Origin of the sequence: Nonomuraea sp. NPDC050202, assembly GCF_040656115.1 — a bacterium.
Taxonomy (GTDB): Bacteria; Actinomycetota; Actinomycetes; order Streptosporangiales; family Streptosporangiaceae; genus Nonomuraea.
Genome location: NZ_JBFALF010000026.1, coordinates 41,640 through 60,556, shown reverse-complemented (window position 1 = coordinate 60,556; position 18,917 = coordinate 41,640). Strand labels below are relative to the sequence as shown.

The 18,917-nt window shown below is 72.1% G+C and carries 18 protein-coding genes; 12 read left to right on the top strand and 6 right to left on the bottom strand.

The features are described from left to right. Positions 1-13 precede the first annotated feature (13 nt). Together AB0I79_RS44470 and AB0I79_RS44465 are read right to left on the bottom strand one after the other, a co-directional pair. On the bottom strand, positions 14-1,765 hold the full coding sequence (locus tag AB0I79_RS44470; protein ID WP_357886621.1) for a biotin carboxylase N-terminal domain-containing protein: 1,752 nt from the start codon (positions 1,763-1,765) through the stop codon (positions 14-16). A gap of 23 nt (positions 1,766-1,788) precedes the next feature. Beyond that, entirely contained in the window at positions 1,789-2,508 is a 720-nt protein-coding gene (locus tag AB0I79_RS44465; RefSeq protein WP_357886618.1) for an SDR family oxidoreductase, read from the bottom strand. A gap of 120 nt (positions 2,509-2,628) precedes the next feature. Between AB0I79_RS44465 and AB0I79_RS44460 the strand changes: the two genes are divergently transcribed. The 3 genes from AB0I79_RS44460 to AB0I79_RS44450 all read left to right on the top strand — a co-directional run bounded on the left by AB0I79_RS44460 (position 2,629) and on the right by AB0I79_RS44450 (position 6,601). Then, positions 2,629-2,901, top strand: coding sequence for a WXG100 family type VII secretion target (locus AB0I79_RS44460; RefSeq protein WP_168013589.1), 273 nt, complete (start codon positions 2,629-2,631; stop codon positions 2,899-2,901). Between the two features lie 95 nt (positions 2,902-2,996). Next, positions 2,997-4,139, top strand: a complete 1,143-nt coding sequence (locus AB0I79_RS44455) for a S8 family serine peptidase (protein ID WP_357886615.1) — start codon at positions 2,997-2,999, stop codon at positions 4,137-4,139. Positions 4,140-4,237: 98 nt separating this feature from the next. Beyond that, positions 4,238-6,601, top strand: a complete 2,364-nt coding sequence (locus tag AB0I79_RS44450; RefSeq protein ID WP_357886612.1) for a protein kinase — start codon at positions 4,238-4,240, stop codon at positions 6,599-6,601. Positions 6,602-6,641: 40 nt separating this feature from the next. Here the strand turns inward: AB0I79_RS44450 and AB0I79_RS44445 are convergent, their stop codons facing one another. From AB0I79_RS44445 to eccCa, 3 genes are read right to left on the bottom strand one after another with little or no spacing between them, the layout of a single operon-like run. Next, positions 6,642-7,721, bottom strand: a complete 1,080-nt coding sequence (locus tag AB0I79_RS44445; RefSeq protein ID WP_357886609.1) for a WXG100 family type VII secretion target — start codon at positions 7,719-7,721, stop codon at positions 6,642-6,644. Next, positions 7,718-8,002, bottom strand: a complete 285-nt coding sequence (locus tag AB0I79_RS44440; RefSeq protein WP_357886606.1) for a hypothetical protein — start codon at positions 8,000-8,002, stop codon at positions 7,718-7,720. Before AB0I79_RS44440 ends, AB0I79_RS44445 begins: the two co-directional genes overlap by 4 nt. 7 nt (positions 8,003-8,009) lie before the next feature. Beyond that, on the bottom strand, positions 8,010-11,993 hold the full coding sequence (eccCa, locus tag AB0I79_RS44435; RefSeq protein WP_357886603.1) for a type VII secretion protein EccCa: 3,984 nt from the start codon (positions 11,991-11,993) through the stop codon (positions 8,010-8,012). A 101-nt stretch (positions 11,994-12,094) separates the two neighbouring features. Between eccCa and eccD the strand changes: the two genes are divergently transcribed. Next, entirely contained in the window at positions 12,095-13,528 is a 1,434-nt protein-coding gene (gene eccD / locus AB0I79_RS44430; RefSeq protein WP_357886600.1) for a type VII secretion integral membrane protein EccD, read from the top strand. A gap of 20 nt (positions 13,529-13,548) precedes the next feature. Here the strand turns inward: eccD and AB0I79_RS44425 are convergent, their stop codons facing one another. Further along, positions 13,549-13,980, bottom strand: coding sequence for a YbaB/EbfC family nucleoid-associated protein (locus AB0I79_RS44425; protein ID WP_357886598.1), 432 nt, complete (start codon positions 13,978-13,980; stop codon positions 13,549-13,551). A gap of 124 nt (positions 13,981-14,104) precedes the next feature. Here AB0I79_RS44425 and AB0I79_RS44420 point away from each other — a divergent pair, with 124 nt between their 5' ends. The 8 genes from AB0I79_RS44420 (at position 14,105) to AB0I79_RS44385 (ending at position 18,904) form a co-directional block, all read left to right on the top strand. Continuing rightward, a complete protein-coding gene (locus tag AB0I79_RS44420; protein WP_357886595.1) occupies positions 14,105-14,419 on the top strand; it encodes a hypothetical protein in 315 nt (104 codons plus the stop codon). Then, positions 14,416-15,264: a hypothetical protein gene (locus AB0I79_RS44415; RefSeq protein ID WP_357886592.1), complete on the top strand. Its 849-nt coding sequence runs from the start codon at positions 14,416-14,418 to the stop codon at positions 15,262-15,264. Before AB0I79_RS44420 ends, AB0I79_RS44415 begins: the two co-directional genes overlap by 4 nt. Positions 15,265-15,292: 28 nt before the next feature. Continuing rightward, entirely contained in the window at positions 15,293-15,736 is a 444-nt protein-coding gene (locus AB0I79_RS44410) for a YbaB/EbfC family nucleoid-associated protein (protein WP_357886589.1), read from the top strand. Positions 15,737-15,863: 127 nt separating this feature from the next. Beyond that, on the top strand, positions 15,864-16,187 hold the full coding sequence (locus AB0I79_RS44405; protein WP_357886586.1) for a WXG100 family type VII secretion target: 324 nt from the start codon (positions 15,864-15,866) through the stop codon (positions 16,185-16,187). An 11-nt stretch (positions 16,188-16,198) separates the two neighbouring features. Continuing rightward, positions 16,199-16,513: a WXG100 family type VII secretion target gene (locus AB0I79_RS44400; protein ID WP_357886583.1), complete on the top strand. Its 315-nt coding sequence runs from the start codon at positions 16,199-16,201 to the stop codon at positions 16,511-16,513. A gap of 68 nt (positions 16,514-16,581) precedes the next feature. Next, positions 16,582-16,992 carry a hypothetical protein gene (locus AB0I79_RS44395; protein WP_357886580.1) on the top strand — a complete coding sequence of 137 codons (411 nt, stop codon included), beginning with the start codon at positions 16,582-16,584 and terminating at the stop codon, positions 16,990-16,992. Positions 16,993-17,004: 12 nt separating this feature from the next. Continuing rightward, positions 17,005-18,429, top strand: coding sequence for a hypothetical protein (locus tag AB0I79_RS44390; RefSeq protein WP_357886577.1), 1,425 nt, complete (start codon positions 17,005-17,007; stop codon positions 18,427-18,429). Between the two features lie 10 nt (positions 18,430-18,439). Then, complete coding sequence (locus AB0I79_RS44385; RefSeq protein ID WP_357886574.1) at positions 18,440-18,904, top strand: hypothetical protein; 465 nt, start codon at positions 18,440-18,442, stop codon at positions 18,902-18,904. Positions 18,905-18,917: the final 13 nt, after the last annotated feature.

Sequence of the window (18,917 nt, the reverse complement as noted above, 5' to 3'; positions counted from 1 at the left end):
GCGCACGCCCTTCTCAGGTGTTCTTGATCTCGCAGATCGTGGCGCCCGCCGTGACCGTCTGGCCGATCGCCGCCGTCAGGCCCGTGACGGTGCCGGACTTGTGCGCCGCCAGCGGCTGCTCCATCTTCATGGCCTCCAGTACGACGACCGTGTCCCCTTCGTTCACCACGTCGCCGTCGGACGCCACGATCTTCACGATCGTCCCCTGCATCGGGCTGACCAGCGCGTCGCCGCCCGCCATCGAGCCCTTCCTGGCCTTGCTCCCCGTCCGCCGCGCCGTCTTCGCGGCCGCGGCGGGCGCGGGCGCGGCGCCCAGGCCGGCGGGCAGGACGACCTCCAGCCGCTTGCCGCCGACCTCGACCGTCACCGTCTCCCGCCCGGGCGCCTCACCGGAGGAGGCCACCTCCCCGTCGTACGGCGCCACGGGGTTGTCCCACTCCGTCTCGATCCACCGCGTGTGGACGGAGAACGGCGCGGACGTGAACGCCGGATCGGCGACGACGGCCCGGTGGAAGGGCAGCACGGTCGGCATGCCGGTGATCTCGAACTCCGCCAGCGCCCGCCGCGCCCGCTCCAGCGCCTCCTGCCGGGTCCGCCCGGTCACGATCAGCTTGGCCACCAGCGAGTCGAACGTCCCGGGCACCGTCATGCCCGCCTCGTAGCCGGAGTCGAGGCGCACCCCGGGCCCGGAGGGGGCGCGCATGGTGGTCAGCGTGCCGGGGGCGGGCAGGAAGTTGCGGCCGGCGTCCTCGGCGTTGATCCGGAACTCGATCGAGTGGCCGCGCAGGGCGGGGTCGTCGTAGCCCAGCGGCTCGCCGTCGGCGATCCTGAACATCTCGCGCACCAGGTCGATGCCCGACACCTCCTCGGAGACGGGGTGCTCGACCTGCAGGCGGGTGTTGACCTCCAGGAAGGAGATCGTGCCGTCCTGCCCGACGAGGAACTCGCAGGTGCCGGCCCCGACGTAGCCGGCCTCCTTGAGGATGGCCTTGGAGCTGGAGTAGAGGATCTCCACCTGCGCGGGGGTCAGGAACGGCGCCGGCGCCTCCTCCACCAGCTTCTGGTGGCGGCGCTGGAGGGAGCAGTCGCGGGTGCTGACCACGACGACGTTGCCCGTCCGGTCGGCCAGGCACTGGGTCTCGACGTGGCGGGGCCGGTCGAGGTAGCGCTCGACGAAGCATTCGCCGCGCCCGAAGGAGACGACCGCCTCGCGTACGGCCGACTCGTACAGCTCGGCGACCTCCTCGATGCGGCGCGCCACCTTGATGCCGCGCCCGCCACCGCCGTACGCGGCCTTGATCGCGATCGGCAGCCCGTGCTCCTCGGCGAACGCCACCACCTCGGCCACGTCGGCCACCGGGTCCTTGGTGCCCGCGACCAGCGGCGCGCCGACCTTCTGGGCGATGTGCCTGGCCTGCACCTTGTCGCCGAGCGCGGCGATGGCGGCGGGCGGCGGGCCGATCCAGGTCAGGCCCGCGTCGATGACGGCCTGGGCGAAGCCGGCGTTCTCGGCCAGGAAGCCGTAGCCGGGGTGCACGGCGTCCGCGCCGGAGCGGCGCGCGACGTCGATCAGCTTGCCGATGTCGAGATAGGTCTCGGCCGGGGTCTGCCCGCCCAGCGCGTACGCCTCGTCGGCGACCTTGACGTGCAGGGCGTCGAGGTCCTGGTCGGCGTAGACCGCGACGCTGCCGATCCCGGAGTCCGCACAAGCCCGGGCCACACGTACGGCTATCTCGCCGCGGTTGGCGATCAGAACCTTCCGCACCTGCGTTGTCCTTCCTCCTAGGGTCAGCGGCCCAGGTACGCGCCGCCGTTCACGTGAAGCACCTGCCCCGTGACGTGCCGGGCACCCGGGGAGGCCAGGAAGAGCACGGTATCGGCCACGTCGGCGGGGCTGCCAGGGCGGCCGTTGCGGGTGTTCTCCACCCGGGCCTTGATGCCTTCCTCCGTCAGGCGGCCCCTGAAGAACTCGGTGTCGAGGACGAGGCCGGGGGAGACGACGTTCGCGGTGATGCCCCGGGGGCCCAGCTCGGCGGCCAGGTCGGCGGTCCACGACTCCATGGCGGCCTTGGCGGCGCCGTACGAGCCGGAGCCGGTGCCCCTGGCGGCGATCGAGCCGATCGAGACGATCCGGCCGCCCTCGGCCATGCGCGGGGCGAGCGCGGTCGTGACGAGCACGGCGGACATGAGGTTGGCGTTGAGGTTGGCCCACCACGCCTCGGCCACGTCGATCAGCTCGCGCGGCTGCCTGCGGCCCAGGTTGGTGTTGCCGCCGGCGTTGTTGACCAGGACGTCCACCCGCTCGGGCAGGTCGGCGAGCGCGGCCTGCACCTCGGCGGGGCTGGAGGCGTCGAACGGCAGGAACCGCGCCCCGATGCTGCCGGCGGCCTTGCCGAGCACGTCCTCGCGGCGGCCGGTGATGGTGACGCGGTCGCCCAGCGAGGCGAAGGCGGCGGCGATCGCGTATCCGATTCCGGTGCCGCCCCCGGTGACCACGACCTCGCGCATGAGCCCCCCACGCGATCCGAACATTCCTCGGGTAGACCATAGCCGCTCGGCATAACGGCGGCGATGTCCGTGCGTGCTTCCTTAGGGTGATGGCGCTTTGACAGGTGCCAGGAGGTATGCATGAGCCACAGCATGGTCGGCGGAAACCTGCAGGAAATGCAGCAGATGTCCAACCAGTTCACGCAGCAGGCCGAGGCGGTCCGCGCCACGATGACCGCTCTCGACCGCGAGGCCGCCAAGGTCGGCACCGCGTGGACGGGGCAGGGCGCGCAGCGCTTCCAGCAGTCGTGGCAGAACTACCGGACGGCGTTCCAGCGGATGGCCGAGGAACTGGGTGAGGCTTCGCGGGTCATCACGACGTACCGCCAGAACATCGACACCGCCACGCAATGAGCAACGGGAGAGGCCCTGGCGGGAAGGCTGCTGGGGCTTCTTCCCGTTGAGGGGCCTGTCCGCGCCTTCACGCGGGCGGGATACGCTCTTTCGTCATGATTGGTCGCGTTCTCCTGGCCGGCGCGCTCGCCCTGCAGTTCGCAACCGTATCCGCGCAGGCGGCCCCCGAGCGGTGCGAGCCCGAGAAGGCCAGCCCGTCCGTGGCGGAGAGCTGGGCCCAGCGGCGGCTGGACGTCAAGCGCGTCTGGCCCCTGACCATGGGGCAGGGCGTGACGGTCGCCGTCATCGACAGCGGCGTGGACGAGACGCACCCTCAGATCCGCCTGGCGGGCAAGGCCGACCTGACCAACACCAGCTTCCGCGACTGCGTCGGCCACGGCACCGCGGTGGCCGGCATCATCGCCGGTCAGCCCCGCTCCGACCTCCCCTTCCACGGCGTCGCCCCGGCCGTCAGGCTGCTGTCGATCAAGCAGACGACCACCTCGCTGGGCGACGTGGCGCTGCTGGCCAAGGCCATCAGGACGGCCGCGGACGAGAACGCCGACGTCATCAACGTCTCCATCCAGGCGCACGACCAGCCGGAGCTCAAGTCCGCCGTCGACTACGCCCTGGGCCGGGACATCGTGATCGTCGCCGCGGCGGGCAACGTGGAGAAGAACGACGGCTCCACCGGCCCGGCCTACCCGGCGGCCTACGACGGCGTGCTGTCGGTGGGCTCGGCGACCCCGAACGGCGGGCGCTCGACGTTCTCCAACCCGAACGCCGTCGCGGTGCTCGGCCCCGGCGAGGGCCTCAGCTCCACGTGGACGGGCAAGGGCTACCGGAGCAACCTGGAGGGCACGAGCTACGCGGCGCCGTACGTGGCGGGCGTGGCCGCGCTCGTCCGCTCCCGCCACCCCCAGCTCGACCAGCTCCGGGTACGCCGCCGCATCACGCTGACCGCGGACGGCGCCTCCGGCAAGGGCACGGGCGCGGGCATGGTCAACCCGCTGCTGGCGGTCACCGCGGTGCTGCCGTCGGAGCAGGTGGCGGTGGCCCCGCCGGTGCCGGAGCCGCTGCCCGCCTCGGCGGTGCGCAAGGTCGTGCCGCCCGACCAGCGCTCCATCGAGGTGGCCACCGCGGTCGCGGCGGGAGGGCTGTCGCTGGCCGGAGTGACGATCATGGCCTGGATCTTCGTGCCGATGGGACGGCGGCGCGGCTGGCGGGCGGGCTCCTCGGGCGGCTCCAGCGCTAATTGACGGTTAATAGTCAGAGCGCCTAACCGAAACCCCTGATGCGTATGGGGCATATTTGATTAAATGTCCTCCGATCATGACGTAATGCCGGAAGGATGGTCATGGCGGAGAAGGACTCCCAGAAGCCTGAACGGATCGGCGGCCACGAGATCGTCGGCCGCCTGGGCGAGGGCCCGCGCGGTGCCGTCCATCTGGGCCGGGAATCCGAGGACGCGCCCCAGGTCGTGGTCAAGACGCTGAGCACCGACCCGGCGGCCGACCCCGGCTTCGCCGAGCGGCTGCGGAACGTCACCCGGGTGTCCAGCTCCTACGTGGCCCGCGCGATCGCCGCCGGCGTCGAGGACGGCCGGCCGTACGTGGTCAGGGAGTACGTCGAGGGCCGCTCGCTGGCCGAGGCCGTCGCGGCGGACGGGCCGCTGAGCGGTGACGCGCTGGAGCGCGTCGCGGTGGGCATGCTGACCGCGCTGACCGCCGTGCACGTCGCGGGGTTCGCGCACCGGGGGCTCACGCCGTCGAACGTGATCCTCACCGCCGACGGCCCGCGCGTCACCGACATGGAGCTGGGCGAGCCCGCCGGCGAGCTCGGCTTCCGGGCACCCGAGCAGCTCGCCGGGCTGCAGTACGGCCCGTACGCCGACGTCTTCTCCTGGGCCGCGACCGTGGTGTTCGCCGCCACCGGCGCCGCGCCGTTCGAGCACGACAAGGAGAGCGTGCTGAACGGGGAGCCCCGGATCGGGGAGCTGCCGGAGCCGCTGCGGCAGGTGGTGGTGGCCGCGCTGGCCAAGGAGGTGACGGGGCGGCCCACGGCGTACGTGGCGCTGCTGCGGCTCCTCGGCGACGCGAACGCGCCCATGCCCGCGCCGGCCGTCCAGGGCGTTCCCGTGCCGCCGCCGGGGTCCGGCGATCTCGCTCCGACGTTGCTCGACGGCGTTCCCGTGCCGCCCCAGGCCGGCCGGCCGGGCTCCGGCCCCGTGCCGCCGCCCGGCGGGCAGCCGCCGCTGATCCTGCCGATCCAGCTGGCCATCGAGGGCGCTGCGGTGCCCCGGCTGCCGGACGGCCCGATGCACCCGCAGGGCCCGATGCCCGCCGGCCCCGGCCCGACGATGCCGGGTCCCGTGGCCGGCCCCGGCCCGGTGATGCCGGGTCCCGTGGCCGGCCCCGGCCCGATGGGTGAGGGGACTCCCGGTCCGATGGGTGAAAGGCCGATGCCTCCCGGCCCCGCGTGGGGGCCGCCGCCGGTGGGCGAGGGGCCCGCTCCGCACGGCATGCCGCCGGCTCCCCTGGGCCGCGGCGCGCCGATCCCCGGCCCGATGGGGCCGGACGGCATGGGGCCCGGCCCGATGGGCCCGGACGGCGTGCCGCCGCAGCACGGTGTCGTCGTGCCGCCGCAGCAGGGCGCCGTCGTGCCGCCCCCGATGGGGCCCGGCCATCACGAGCCCCCGGTGTGGGGCCCGCCGCCCATCGCGGAGCAGCAGCACCCGCCCCAGCACCCGCCGCACCTCCTCCACAGGCAGGGTGACGGCCAGCCGCGCAAGCCGTTCCCCATCGGCCTGGTGGCCGGGGTGACGGCCGTGGTGCTGCTGTCGGGACTCGGCCTGTGGGGCGCGAGCCAGTACTCGGACAAGGTCACGTTCGCGCCCGCCGCCGCGGCCTCCAGCAGCCCGAGCCCGGACAACGCCGCCGCCCACGGGCAGGGGACCCCTCCGGCCACGCAGCCGCAGACCGAGGTGACCGCGCCGTGGGCGACGACCACGCCCAGCCCGGACGACAACGGCGTCGGCCCCATGGAGCTGCCGTCCCAGGAGCCCAGCAGCTCGGCGGAGGTCCCCGTGCTCACCACGGTGCCGACCCCGCCGGCGATCACGCAGCAGCCGGTGCCGGTCCCCACCGTCACCGTGACGCCCACCAGGACCAGGACGCCGAAGACCACGCCCACGGCCAAGCCGTCGAAGACGGCCAAGCCCAAGCCGACGGCCACGGTCACGAAGACGGTCGAACCCACCAAGAAGCCCACGCCGACCCCCACGCCGACCCCCACGAAGACGACCAAGGAGCCGACGCGGGAGCCGGAGCCGCGGCCCACCCCGACGAAGACCACCCAGAAGCCCCAGCCCACCAAGACCACCGCGGCGCCGAAGCCGAACCCGTACAGCGCGACCCAGGTGTGCGGGAGCGGGTTCGTCGTGCAGCGGTCGAGCTCGTTCAGCGGGGGCACCACGTACCAGCTCTGGAACAACGGCACGGGACAGAACTGCGTGGTCACCCTCAAGTCGGGGGCGAACGTCGGCAAGGCGACGCCGGTCAGCGCCACCCTGGAGGTGCAGGGCGGCGGGAGCCAGACCGACTCGGGGAACTACGAGTACTACGCGGGTCCGGTGAAGCTGTCCGCCAAGGGCAAGTGCGTGCGTTACTCCGGCAGCGCCGGGTCGGGCAGCACGAGCGCCCCGTGGGACAACTGCGGCTAGCCCGGGCGTCCCGCGCCGTGGCACCACGGCGCGGGACGGATCAGTAGCCGCTGTAGCCGGCCCCGGTCTTCATGCCCACGACGCCGGGCACGGCGGACACGCTGCCGTAGCGTTCGATGGCGTACCGCACGCCCGCGACGATGTTGGACACCGGGTCGTAGATGCTCCCGCCGAGGGAGTAGGCGTCGAACGTCGGGTCGATGGTCTGCATCAGGCCCTTGGAGGGGTGCCCGGCGGCGGCGTTGGAGTCCCAGAGGTTGATCGCGTTCGGGTTGCCGCCCGACTCGTGCTGGATGACCATCCAGATGTCGTTGGGGTTCATCTTGTCGGCCGGGTAGCCGTGGTCCCGCAGGATGGCGATGGCCTGCTCGATCCACTCCTTGACCTGTCCCGTCGGGGCGGGGCCGCCGCCGGCCGGCGGCAGGCCGCTGGGGCCGTACCCGCCGGGCCCGGCGCCGACGACGGGGCTGCCGCCCGGACCGCCCGCGGCGGTCTGCGCGGTGTAGCTCTCCGTGCGCCGCCAGTCGAAGCGGTATCCGGAGTCGGGCGTGAACCTCTCCTCCCCGGCCAGGCCGATCTGCCGGAACGTGGTGTCCCGCTCGCTCATCAGGGTGCCGAGCGCCTCCTTGGCGTCGTTGACCGCGTCCCTGGCCTCCTGCACCGTCGGGCGCGCGACGGCGATCTCGTCGTTGACCCACTGGCCGATCCGCTCGTCGAGCTCCTCCTGCTCGGCGTCCGGGTTGTTCCGCTTGTACGTGCCCACCCGGGTGAGCAGCCGGTCGCAGATGCCGTCCACGACGCGCTGGGACGACTCCAGGGTGTCGGCGGCCTTCTCCAGCTTGCCCGCGCAGCCGACCAGGGCGTCGTGCAGGTCCTGGCCGGCCTTGCCGTACTTCGACATGTAGCCGACGAAGGCGTTGGCCGACTCGCCCTCCCAGGCCAGGTCCACGGTCGAGACGGCGCCGCCCAGCGTGCCGGTGCTGGTGCTCACCCGGCTCGCGGCCGCGCGCCAGCGGGCGGCGATGTCGCGGATCGACGACGGGCTGCCGCTGACCTCGTCGGCCAGGTCGGCGAGGGCCTCGCCGTTGGGCAGCTCGCGGATGCCTTCACGGGCGCTCATGACGGCTCGTTCGCCCTCCGTACGTTGCTCTGCACCAGGTCGAGCGCCCGTTCGACGCTCTCCAGCAGGCTCTTGGCCTTGCCGAACTCGCTGTCGCAGGTGGTCTCCACCGTGCGTACGGCGTCGGCCAGCGCCGACGCGCCGCCCACCCGGCCGAAGATCGTCGAGTCGGGCCGGTCCGCCGGGTAGTCGTCGGCCAGGCCGCCGAACTGGCCCATCAGCGTCCTGGCCGCGGTGCGGCAGTCGTCGAGCGCGTCGTAGTGGATGTCGAGGCCTGCCATGATCCTTTCAGTCCTCCGATGGCGGCCAGAGCGCCGTCTGCGCCAGCCGCGAGCCGTACTTCCTGTCCACGAGGAAGCCGCGTCCGGGTGGTAGCGGCTGGGCGCGGACGTTGCCGAACAGGAAGCCCTCGTCCTTGGTCCCGGACAGGATGACGGCGGGGCTGGCCATGTCCTTGAGCCGCTGGATCAGCGGCTCGAACATGGCCCGGCCCGCGCCGCCCATCGCCCGCGACAGGATCAGGTGCAGGCCGATGTCGCGGGCCTGGGGCAGCAGGTCGGCCAGCGGCATCAGCGGGTTGTTCGAGCCGGAGACCAGGTCGTAGTCGTCGACCACGATGTACAGGTCGGAGCCCTTCCACCAGTCGCGGGCACGCAGCTGCTCGGGGGTGAGGTCGGCCGGCGGCAGCCGCTTGAGCAGCGCGTTGCGGGCGTCCTGGACGAGGTCGAGCGCGGCCTTGGCGGAGGCGGCGTAGCCGATGCGGTTGTCGCCCACGGCCGTGTCCAGCAGGGAGCGCCGGTAGTCGATGAAGATCATCATCGCCTCGCGCGGCTCGTACCTGGCCGCGACGTTCTCCGTGATCACCTTGAGCAGGTTGGACTTGCCGCTCTCGTTGTCGCCCAGCACGACGAAGTGCGGGTCGGTGTCGAAGTCGAGGAACACCGGGGAGAGCGTGGCCTCGTCCACGCCGATCGCGATCCTGCTCCTGCTGCCGCTCTCCTCGGGCCCGGGCAGCGACGCGGCCGGCAGCACCGAGGGCAGCAGCCGCACGCTCTTGGCCGGCGGGCCCTGCCAGGAGTCCCGCACGGCCGTGACGAGCCCCTGCACGCCGGTCGTCAGGTCCTCGGCGTCCTGCACGCCGTCGATGCGCGGCAGCGCGCTGAGGAAGTGCAGCCCGTCCCTGGTCAGGCCGCGCCCTGGCACGCCCTCCGGCACGGCGAGCGACTTCTTCCTGTTGATCTCGGACTCGTACGCGTCGCCCAGCTTCAGCTCGATCCTGGTGCCGAACAGGTCCCTGATGCCGGGCCGGAACTCCGACCACTTGTTCGTGGCCGCCACCACGTGGATGCCGTAGCCCAGGCCGCGCGCCGCCAGGTCGGTGATGACCGGCTCCAGCGCGTCGAACTCCTGCCTGATCGTGAGCCAGCCGTCCACCACGAGGAAGATGTCGCCCCAGCCGTCGCCCTTGAGCGAGCCGTCGGCGACCCGCCTGCGGTAGGTGACCATGGAGTCCACGCCCTGCTCGGTGAACATCCGCTCGCGCTGCTGCAGCACGCCGGCGATCTCGGCGACCGTACGGCGGACCCGGTCGGCGTCCAGCCTGCTGGCCACGCCGCCGACGTGCGGCAGCCCCTCGATCCCCGACAGGGCGCCGCCGCCGAAGTCCAGGCAGTAGAACTGCACCTCGGCCGGCGTGTGCGTGAGCGCCATGCTGGCGATCAGCGTGCGCAGCACCGTGCTCTTGCCGCTCTGCGGCCCGCCGGCCACGCCGACGTGCCCTGACGCGCCCGACAGATCCAGCCAGTACGGGTCCCGCCGCTGCTCGAACGGCCGGTCGATGATGCCGACGACGGCCTGCATCCGCCCGCGCCCCGGCCAGCCGGGCGTCGAGAGCCCCAGCTCGGGCGTGATCGACAGCGGCGGCAGCAACTGCGCCAGCGTCGGCGGCTCGGCCAGCGGCGGCAGCCAGATGCGGTGCGCGGGCGGGCCCTTGCCGACCAGCCGGCCCACGACGACGTCGAGCAGGCTCTGCTGCGACCTGCTCTCCTCCTGGGGAGCGGCCTCCACCGGCTCCTCGACGAGCGGCACGGGCACGAAGTCGGGGCCGTACGGGACGACCTCCCTGATCGGCACCGTGCCGTCGGCGGTGGCCACGTGCCCGGAGGCGGGCGTGAACGGGCCCGACACGTACGCGGCCTTGAACCGGGTCATCCCGGTCGTGTCGAACTTCAGGTAGCCGTTGCCGGGCGCGGACGGCAGCTCGTACGCGTCGGCCACGCCCAGCACGACCCGGCTCTCCATGGCCGAGAACGTCCGCAGGCCGATCCGGTACGACAGGTGCGTGTCGAGCCCGCGCAGCCGGCCCTCCTCCAGCCGCTGCGAGGCGAGCAGCAGGTGCACGCCCAGCGACCGGCCGAGCCGCCCGATCATCACGAACAGGTCGATGAACTCGGGCTTGGCCGACAGCAGCTCGCTGAACTCGTCCAGGACCACGAACAGCGTGGGCATCGGCTGCAGGTTGGCGCCCTGCTCTCGGGCGCGCTCGTAGTCGCGCAGCGAGGCGTAGTTGCCGGCCGCGCGCAGCAGCTCCTGCCTGCGCACCATCTCGCCGTGCAGCGCGTCGTGCATGCGGTCGACCAGCGGCAGCTCGTCCTCGAGGTTGGTGATGACCGCGGAGACGTGCGAGAGGCCGTCCAGGCCGAGGAACGTGGCGCCGCCCTTGAAGTCGACGAGCACGAAGTTGAGTATCTCGGAGGAGTGCGTGACGGCCAGGCCGAGCACGAGCGTGCGCAGCAGCTCCGACTTGCCGGAGCCGGTGGCCCCGATGACCAGGCCGTGCGGGCCCATGCCGCCCTGCGCGGACTCCTTGATGTCCAGCTCGACCAGCCGGCCGTCGCTGCCGAGGCCGATCGGGACGCGCAGCCGGTTGCGGCCGGCCCGGGGCCGCCAGGTCTGGCCGGTGTCGAGCCGGGTGGGGTCGCCGACGCCGAGCAGGTCGGTCAGCGTGGTGTTGGTGGACAGCACGTCCTGGGCCTCGCCGCCCTTGGCCGTGGAGGCTCGCAGCGGCGCGAGCTGGCGGGCCAGCCCCTCGGCCCTGATGTAGTCGAGCGCGTCGGGGTCGCCGAGCCGGTTCGTGCTCTCCTTGCCCGCGTGGTCGATCTTGACCATGTGGAAGCCGGTCTGGTTGATGCGCAGGCGCAGCGTGCTGCGCTCCTCGACGACGCCTGAGGAGTTCGACAGGTCGATGACGGTGACGCCGTCGATGGCGTCCGCGCCGAGCTGCGAGTCCTGCGGCACGTGCCCGTGGTCCAGGATGAGCACGTGGTACGGCAGCACGTCCGGCGAGGCGCCCGGCTTGAACCGGGCCCGCTCCTTCAGTTCGCCGCCCACCAGCCGGTCGAGCTGGGCCAGGTTCTCGGCCATGAGCCTGACCTGGCCGGCGCCGTCGTTCTCCTCCGGGTGCAGGGCGTGGGGCAGCCACTTGACCCATTCCCAGTGGCCCATCCACTCCCGGCCGGCGCAGACCATGATCCGCATGTCGTCCGGCGAGTGGAACGTCACCATCTGCGCCACCATCGCCCGCACCAGGTCGCGGACCATGGCCGGGTCGCCGTCCAGCTTGATCCGGGCGAACGAGTGCAGCGCCACGGCCACCGGGAGCTGGGAGACCGTGGAGTGCGTGCGGATGAACCTGCGCAGCGCGCCCGCGGTCAGGGCGTCCAGGTCCTCGACGGGCTTGGAGTCCGGCGGGATGAGCTGGATGGCCAGCTTCTGGGTGCCGGTGCCCAGGCGTACGGTGCTGAAGTCCTCGTCGCGGGGGCGGCGCTCCCACAGGCGCGGGCCCATGGCGGTCCACCACAGCGTGTCGGGGGCCGGGCCGCTCCACTCCAGCGCCTCGCGCTGCTGGACGGCGGCCTTGCGGACGCGCTTGCGGATCTGGGCCAGGTAGCGGAAGTAGTCGCGGCGGGCGCCGTTGAGCCGCTGCTTGCGCTCGCCCGCCTGGCGGCCGAGCTGGCCGAGCGTCATGCCGACCATGGAGAAGGCGAACAGGCCGCTGGCGACGTACATGATGGGGTTGGCGTTGGTGCCGTTGGCGGTGAACATCAGGCCCATGGCCGCCGCTCCGGCCACCATCGGCAGCCACGTGAGGGCCGCCATCATGCCCTGTGACTGGACCTCGGGGATCTCCGGGGGCGACTCCAGGAGGATCTCGCCACGCGGCGGCTTCGGGCTGGGACGGCGCTCGGGACGCCGTACGACGACGATGCTCACCCTTGGACAGGCCCTTCTGACGCTCGGAAGAACCTTCTTACCAGATGTGCCTTACGTCCGAGTTGGGGTATGAGTTAACTTCTCCTCGCTATGTTGGCCCTGTGACTTCGCTGGCCGAGATCCCGCCTTCGCCGCACGGACTGCACCAGATGCCCGCGCCGCTCCCGCCGCTCTGCCACGTCACGGTGGTGGGGCCGCGCAGGAAGGCCGACCTGGCGCTGCCCGCAGACATCCCGCTGCCGCACGTGCTGCCCGGCCTGTTGCGGGCCATGGGCGAGCTGGGCGGCGAGACGGCCGCGGCGCCCGGCTGGACGTTGCAGCGGATCGGCGGGCCGCCCTTCGACCTCGGGCAGAGCCTGGCCCAGCTCGGCGTGCTCGACGGCGAGATCCTCTACCTGCGGCCGCGCCAGGTGGCGCTGCCGCCCGCCAGGTTCGACGACGTGGCCGACGTGGTCGCCACCGGCGTGCGCGAGGGCAGGGGGAGCTGGGAGGCCAGGCACACGCGCGCGATGGGCGGCGGGGCCGCCTGCGGGCTGCTGCTGGCCGGGGTCGTGGCGCTGGCGTTCGGCGGGCTGACGCCGCTGGTCACCGCGATCGTGGCGGGGGCGCTGGCGCTGGTGCTCGTCGGGGTCGGCGTGGCGCTGTCCAGGGCGGTCGGCCACTCGGGCGCGGGCGCGCTGATCGGGCACGCCGCGCTGCCGTACGCGTTCCTGGCCGGGCTGCTGGCTCCTGCCGCGGGCGGCGGCCTGGCGGCGCTGGGGGCGCCGCAGGTGCTCGGGGCGCTGGCCTGCACCGCGCTGGTGGCCACCATCGGCGGCACCGCGATCGCCGGCGGCGTGCCCGGCTTCCTCGGCACGGCCATCGCCTCCATGGTGGGCGCTGTGTGCGCGGCCGTGGTGATGGTGGCCGGGGCGTCCCCCGGAGGGGTGGCGGCCGTCGCGGCGGCCGTCGTGATGGCGTTCGGGCCGCTGGTCCCCGTGCTGTCGTTCCGCCTGGCCAGGGTGCCGCTGCCGACCATGCCCACCAACGCGGAGGAGCTGCGCGGCGACAACCAGAACCTCGACAGCGCCTCCGTGCTCCAGCGCACCGGCGCGGCGCAGCGGTACGCAACCGGCATGATCGTCGCGATCTGCCTGGTCGGGCTCGGGGCGCACGCCCTGCTGCTGGCCGAGGGCACGTGGATCGCCGCCATCATGTCCGTGGTGCTCGCGCTGGCGCAGCTCATGCGGGCGCGCGTGTTCCAGGGCGTCGGGCAGCGGATGTGGCTGATGCTCGTCGGGTTCGGCGGCCTGGCCGCGGTGGGCGTGCAGATCGGCGTCGTGGTGGGCGGCCTGGCCGCCGTCGCGGTGCTGCTGGGGCTGCTGTGGACGGCGATGATCGTGGTCGGCATGGGGGTCTGGCTGCCCGACGGGCGGCTCTCGCCGTTCTGGGGCCGGGCAGCCGACATCGTGGAGTGGCTGCTGATCGTGGCGCTGGTGCCGCTGGCGCTGGGCGTGCTGGACGTGTACGCCTGGGTGCGCGGGCTCGGCGGCTGAGCCCCTGGCCGGCCCTGGCCTCAGTCGTCGTCGAGCGAGCGGCGGCGGATGGCCTCCAGGTCGGCCATCCGCTCGTGCATGTCGCGCGTGAAGGAGTCCTGGATCTCGTCGAACTGGCGCTGGATCTCCTCCAGGGAGACGCCTCCCAGCTGGGGGGAGACGGGGATGAGCGCCATGGCCCTGCGGGTCTGGTCGTCCTGGGCGGCCCGGACGGCCTGGACGATCTCCTCGGTCAGCTCGTCCAGCTCCATGCGGCTCGCCCTGGCGGCCAGCTTGAGCTGGTCGAGCCGGCCGTTGGCGTCCACCGTCGCGGTGACCGCGCCGCTGCGGCTCTCTCCCGCGCCGGAGATGCTCTGCAGCTCGCCGATCATGCTCGTCAGCTCGCGCAGCGAGCGCTCGCTGTCACGCAGCAGGCTGTCGAGGTCGTCGGGGTTGAAGTCGCGGGAACTCATGCGAGCACGCCACCCGGTCCGGGTTAACAGTTGGGGAGTGCCACATGACCAGATGCTGAAGTGATCAGAAAAATCCCGCTATGAGTGATGAAACGGGTGCAAACCACCGCAAGAATCCAGATCTGTGGGAACCACACGCGAGATCCACATCACCTCGAGCACCATCCGCAAGACGCGCGGGCGCATCGACCGGGAGCTGAAGGACGACATGGTCGGCTTCGTCCGCGGCATGATCCCGGCCGCCGACGTGCAGGGCAACGGCTTCGGGACGTTCGGCGACCCGATCATCGGGGGCACCTACAAGGACGTCCAGGCCCGGTGTGACCAGATCATGGGCGAGGCCATGGAGACCCTGGAGAGCTGGGTGACGGCCATGACCCACTGCGAGCGCAACTGGAACGCCGCCGAGAAGGCGAACATGGTCGGATACCGCGCATGAGCGACCCGTACCTGAACGCTCTCTCCCCGGTGTCCCGGGGGTCGTCGCCGCTGATCCCGCTCAACCCGGAGAGCGGGAAGCTCGGCTCCCTGTCGGCCGCGGGCGCCGAGAGCTCCGCCTCCAGGGGGCTGGCCTCGCTGCGGGCCGCCGGGCGGATCTCCGCCTGGGTCATCCCCGCCGTCATGGTCGCCGCCACCGTCAACGCGGACGAGGGGGAGATCGCGCGGGCCGGCACGATCTGGAGCGTCGGCATGAGCGCCCGGCTCGACGACGGGGTCAAGAACCTCATGCCGCAGATACTCAAGACCTCCGAGACCGGCTGGATCGCGGCCGACCAGCAGGAGTACGCGCGCGTGCACGCGCGCTTCCACGGCGAGATCGGCGCCCTGCGCAAGATGTTCGACGACATCGGCAAGGTGCTCGACGAGATCGCCGCCGCGTTCCGCGCGTACTGGGTGGCCATCTCGGTGCTGGGCGCGGCGACCGTCGCGGCGCTCATCAGGGCCCTGTGGCTGAAGATGTTCCCCGCTCCGCACACGCGGGCCCTGGGGATGCTCCTGGAGCAGCTCACCGGCGCCAAGGTCCTCACGGCGGTGACGATCGGCACCGGCGTGATGGGGGCGCTGCTGTCCAAGGGCGGCGACACGCTGACGACCATGGCCAAGAAGGAGCGCCAGTTCGGCTACGTGGCGCCGACGGGCGTCGCCGCCATCGACTTCCAGCGGGCCCGCCTCGACGTGAGCAACTACCCCTCCTTCAAGGAGCCGCCCGCCCCCGGGCGTCTTCCGGCCGGTTCGCAGAACTTTGACTGGATCGCGCCGGATGTGAGCACAACCACGCCGTGAACGTGGCTCTTGGTGCAAGATGTGACTCGTGACGGATTTCGGGGACTTCGCCAACATCGACGTCGAACGTCTGTTGCGCGGCGTCGACGAGCAGCTCGCCAAGTCCGACGAGCTGCAGAGGCGTCTGCCGCTGGTGGTCGGCAGGGGTGAGGACGCCGACGGCATGGTCGTCGTCGAGTACGCCCAGGAGGGCATCCGCACCCTGGACATCCACCCCAAGGCCATGCGCCTGGCGGCCGCGGAGCTGTCGGAGAAGGTCAAGGAAGCCGTGCACGCCGCGACGGCGGACCTGCAACGCGAGATCGAGGAGCTCATGGCCGAGCTGTTCGGGGCGGCCGCCACGCCGTCGCGCCTCATGAACGATCCGGAGGCCCTGCTCAAGCCGATCAGGCAGGCGGAGGCCAACTACGACCGGGCGTTCGAGAACGTCATGGGCGAGCTGGACCGCATCCGCCGAGACCTCGACCTCTGATTTACCAGCGGGTTTGCTCCCCTGTCGAGATCCTGTTACATCTTCGCCATAGGGACGCCTGTTACTCAAGAGGCAAATGGTGCTTATATGGATAAGCGACCGAAATTGCACACCACGGAGGTAGCAAGTGAGCTATTTTGGGGCGTCAAGCTCCCAGATCAACCTGGCGGCGGGACACGTCACTGACACGGCCCAGTTCATCGAGGGTCTGCGCGTCGCGGTCGAAACCACCTCCAACGGTCTGCTCAACGCCGACTGGCTCGGCCCGGCGGCCAACCGGTTCCGCACCATCATGGAGAGCTGGGACGCTCAGATGCGCGCCGTCCGGCAGGACCTCGAGGGCATCGCGGAGAAGATGGGCGCCAACGCGATCACCTACAGCATGACCGACGACGACGTGCAGGCCGGTGTCGGCAAGGTCGAGTCGCTCATCAACGCGGACGTCAGGTAAGGGGGACCGACATGCCTGAGATGGATTTCACCAAGGTCAACTTCAAGAACATGGACCTGGCCGCCAAGGACTACGAGGACATCGTCAAGGCCTTCGACCAGGCCCTTGACGACCTGGTGGCCAAGCTGCTGCAGCAGCTCGAGGAGAACTGGGACGGCGACGTCGAGGGCGCCAAGGCCGAGTTCATGCGCTTCAAGACCAAGTGGGACAACGCCGCCGCCACCATGAGCACGAACCTCGTGGAGCTGCGCGGCGCCGTCCAGATCGCGAACCAGAACTACCAGGCCGCGGAGGCCCGTAACAAGGCGATGTGGTACGACGGCTGAGCCGTCACTCCGCCGTCGTTCTTTCTTCGGCCACCGCCCGCGGTGGCCGAACGCGTGAGGAGAGGATCATGGGGGAGCTCGACCCCGCGCAGTGGCGGGGGCTGGACGACACCGACGCCGATCTGTTCTACAACGTCGGCAAGATGCGTGCCGTCGCCGACGACCTGGAGATCGCCCTGGTGCCCACGCAGGGCCCCGGGGGCACCAAGGACGGCGGCACGGGCGCGGTGGAGGCACTCACCAGGTACTTCGACCTGACCCAGCAGCACATCGGGAGCTGGCCCGCCGCCGCCGCGTTCGCGCACAGCGTGGGCACCACCGGGCCCGACCCGGGCGGCCAGGTGTCCCTGGAGGGCCGCGGGCAGCGCCTGGCGACCCTGTACCAGGAGTACGTCGAGTGCTGCCAGCGCGTCGTGCAGGCGATCAGGGACAGTGCCGCGGTCTACGAGCGCACCAACCCCGTCAGGGGCGAAAGCTGAAGGTGAGAGTCAGTGGCTGAGCGGACCGTCGACATCCGCGACCCCTCCAGGCGGCCGAACGCCGGCGAGGTCAGCGCCTCCCGCGAGGAGATCCAGCGGTGGCTGGACGGCACCTCCCCGCTGGAGGTGCACGACCGCGGCATGACCTACGGCCGGGTGGCCGAGGCCATCAAGGCGGTGGCCGACGCGCTGCCCGACATCGGCGTCGCGCTCAACGACGCCTGGCGCTCGGAGGCGGCCGCGAAGACCCAGCGCGCGCTGCAGATGCTGCACGCCAGCGGCACCGAGCTGGCCGACGCGATGACCAAGATGTCCGAGGCACTCACCCTCTACGGGCGCGACTACCTGCCGACGGCCATCGAGGAGGTGCGGGCGGCCTCGAACCAGCGGTCCGACGCCGAGCCCCAGCCCTCGCCCGGCCCCTCGCCGACGGCCTCGGCCAGCCCCGAGCCCACCACGCCGCCGATGCTCGGCCCCCAGACCACGAACGGCTGGGACCAGCCCACGCCCGGCGCCACCCCGCAGGCGTCCCAGCTGGACGACGAGGCCGCCAGGCGGGCGATGGAGAAGCTCGACCGGCACATCGTCGACCTGTACGACTTCAAGATCCCCGAGAGCGTGACCATCGACCTGCCGACGGTCACGCCGGTCACCGACGACGGCGGCCGGGACATGCCGGTGATCGACCAGGGCACGCCCCACGACTTCCGCGACTCCCGGAGCAGCGGCGGCTCCACCGGCGGCTCCTCCGGCTGGGGCGGCTCCAGCGGCTCCACCGGCTCGTCGGGCTCCAGCGGGTCGAACGGCTCCAGCGGGTCGGACGGGTCGCCCGGCTCCGGTTCAGGCCCGGGCACCGGCTCGGGAACGGGCCCCGGAGACCGGCCGGGCGCCGAGACCCCGGGTGGAGACGGCCCGGGCTCCTCCGACACCCCGGGCTCCCCCGACAACCCCGGCTCCTCCGGCCCACCCGCCGACCAGGGCTCCCCGGCGCCCGGGAACCAGAGCGACGGCACCGACGGCACCACGCCGTCCGTGATCGACAGCAGCACCACCGACCCGGAACGCGCCACGCAGACCGGGACCGAGACCCAGGACCCCCGGGCCACCGAGACGGCGAGCACCCCGCCGGCGCCCACCACGCCGACGCCGACGCACACCCCCGTCACGACGCCGCAGACCACCTACGTCACGCCCACGGGCAGCGCCGCCCCCGCCGTGATCGGCGGATCCGGCCCGTACACCCAGCCGGGCGTCCCCGGCGCCGCGGCGGCGGTCAGGGCGGGCGCGGGCGGCATGGGCTACCCCTTCATGCCGATGGGCGGTGGCGCGCCCGCCGGCGAGCAGGAGCAGCAGGAACAGGGGACGAACCTCAAGGGAGAACGCGACGACTGGCACTCGGCGACGGAGAGCACCATCTCGCCGGTGATCCGCAACTGAGGGAGGCGGCATGGCCATCCAGCTCGACCAGAACTGGCCGGGGGCGTCGGACGACGACGAGAACGAGGACCCGTACACCGACCGTGCCGAGGTGCGGCGCATCGCGGGAGACCTGCACGAGCTGCTCAAGAAGCTCACCACCTCCTCCGGCATCCCGGTGACGGAGTACGCCGTCGCGCCCGGCGACCCGGTGCCGGGGCCGCAGCTCCCGCCGGGCGCCGGCTCGCTGCCGGACCTCCAGGCGCACTGCGCGCTCAACCAGGAACAGATGGGCCAGTGGCAGGCCGCCATGCAGTACGGGACGGCCGCCTTCAGCGCCTACTCGATGCTGATCGGCGAGCCCGGCACCACCAGCGGCCTCTACGCCGGCCTGAACAAGCAGGCGGAGGAGTCCTTCGACGCCGTGCTGGAGATCGCACGGACGTCCCAGACCGCCGAGCAGGCGACCGAGGAAGCCACCTCGCGTCAGGCCTGAGACGAAAGAAGAG

What these genes read in the sequence shown, in the direction of transcription:
- AB0I79_RS44465 (WP_357886618.1), bottom strand. Translation starts at nt 2,508, where the DNA reads ATGCGCGAGGTCGTGGTCACCGGGGGCGGCACCGGAATCGGATACGCG.
- AB0I79_RS44460 (WP_168013589.1), top strand. Translation starts at nt 2,629, where the DNA reads ATGAGCCACAGCATGGTCGGCGGAAACCTGCAGGAAATGCAGCAGATG.
- AB0I79_RS44455 (WP_357886615.1), top strand. Translation starts at nt 2,997, where the DNA reads ATGATTGGTCGCGTTCTCCTGGCCGGCGCGCTCGCCCTGCAGTTCGCA.
- AB0I79_RS44450 (WP_357886612.1), top strand. Translation starts at nt 4,238, where the DNA reads ATGGCGGAGAAGGACTCCCAGAAGCCTGAACGGATCGGCGGCCACGAG.
- AB0I79_RS44445 (WP_357886609.1), bottom strand. Translation starts at nt 7,721, where the DNA reads ATGAGCGCCCGTGAAGGCATCCGCGAGCTGCCCAACGGCGAGGCCCTC.
- AB0I79_RS44440 (WP_357886606.1), bottom strand. Translation starts at nt 8,002, where the DNA reads ATGGCAGGCCTCGACATCCACTACGACGCGCTCGACGACTGCCGCACC.
- AB0I79_RS44425 (WP_357886598.1), bottom strand. Translation starts at nt 13,980, where the DNA reads ATGAGTTCCCGCGACTTCAACCCCGACGACCTCGACAGCCTGCTGCGT.
- AB0I79_RS44415 (WP_357886592.1), top strand. Translation starts at nt 14,416, where the DNA reads ATGAGCGACCCGTACCTGAACGCTCTCTCCCCGGTGTCCCGGGGGTCG.
- AB0I79_RS44400 (WP_357886583.1), top strand. Translation starts at nt 16,199, where the DNA reads ATGCCTGAGATGGATTTCACCAAGGTCAACTTCAAGAACATGGACCTG.
- AB0I79_RS44395 (WP_357886580.1), top strand. Translation starts at nt 16,582, where the DNA reads ATGGGGGAGCTCGACCCCGCGCAGTGGCGGGGGCTGGACGACACCGAC.
- AB0I79_RS44385 (WP_357886574.1), top strand. Translation starts at nt 18,440, where the DNA reads ATGGCCATCCAGCTCGACCAGAACTGGCCGGGGGCGTCGGACGACGAC.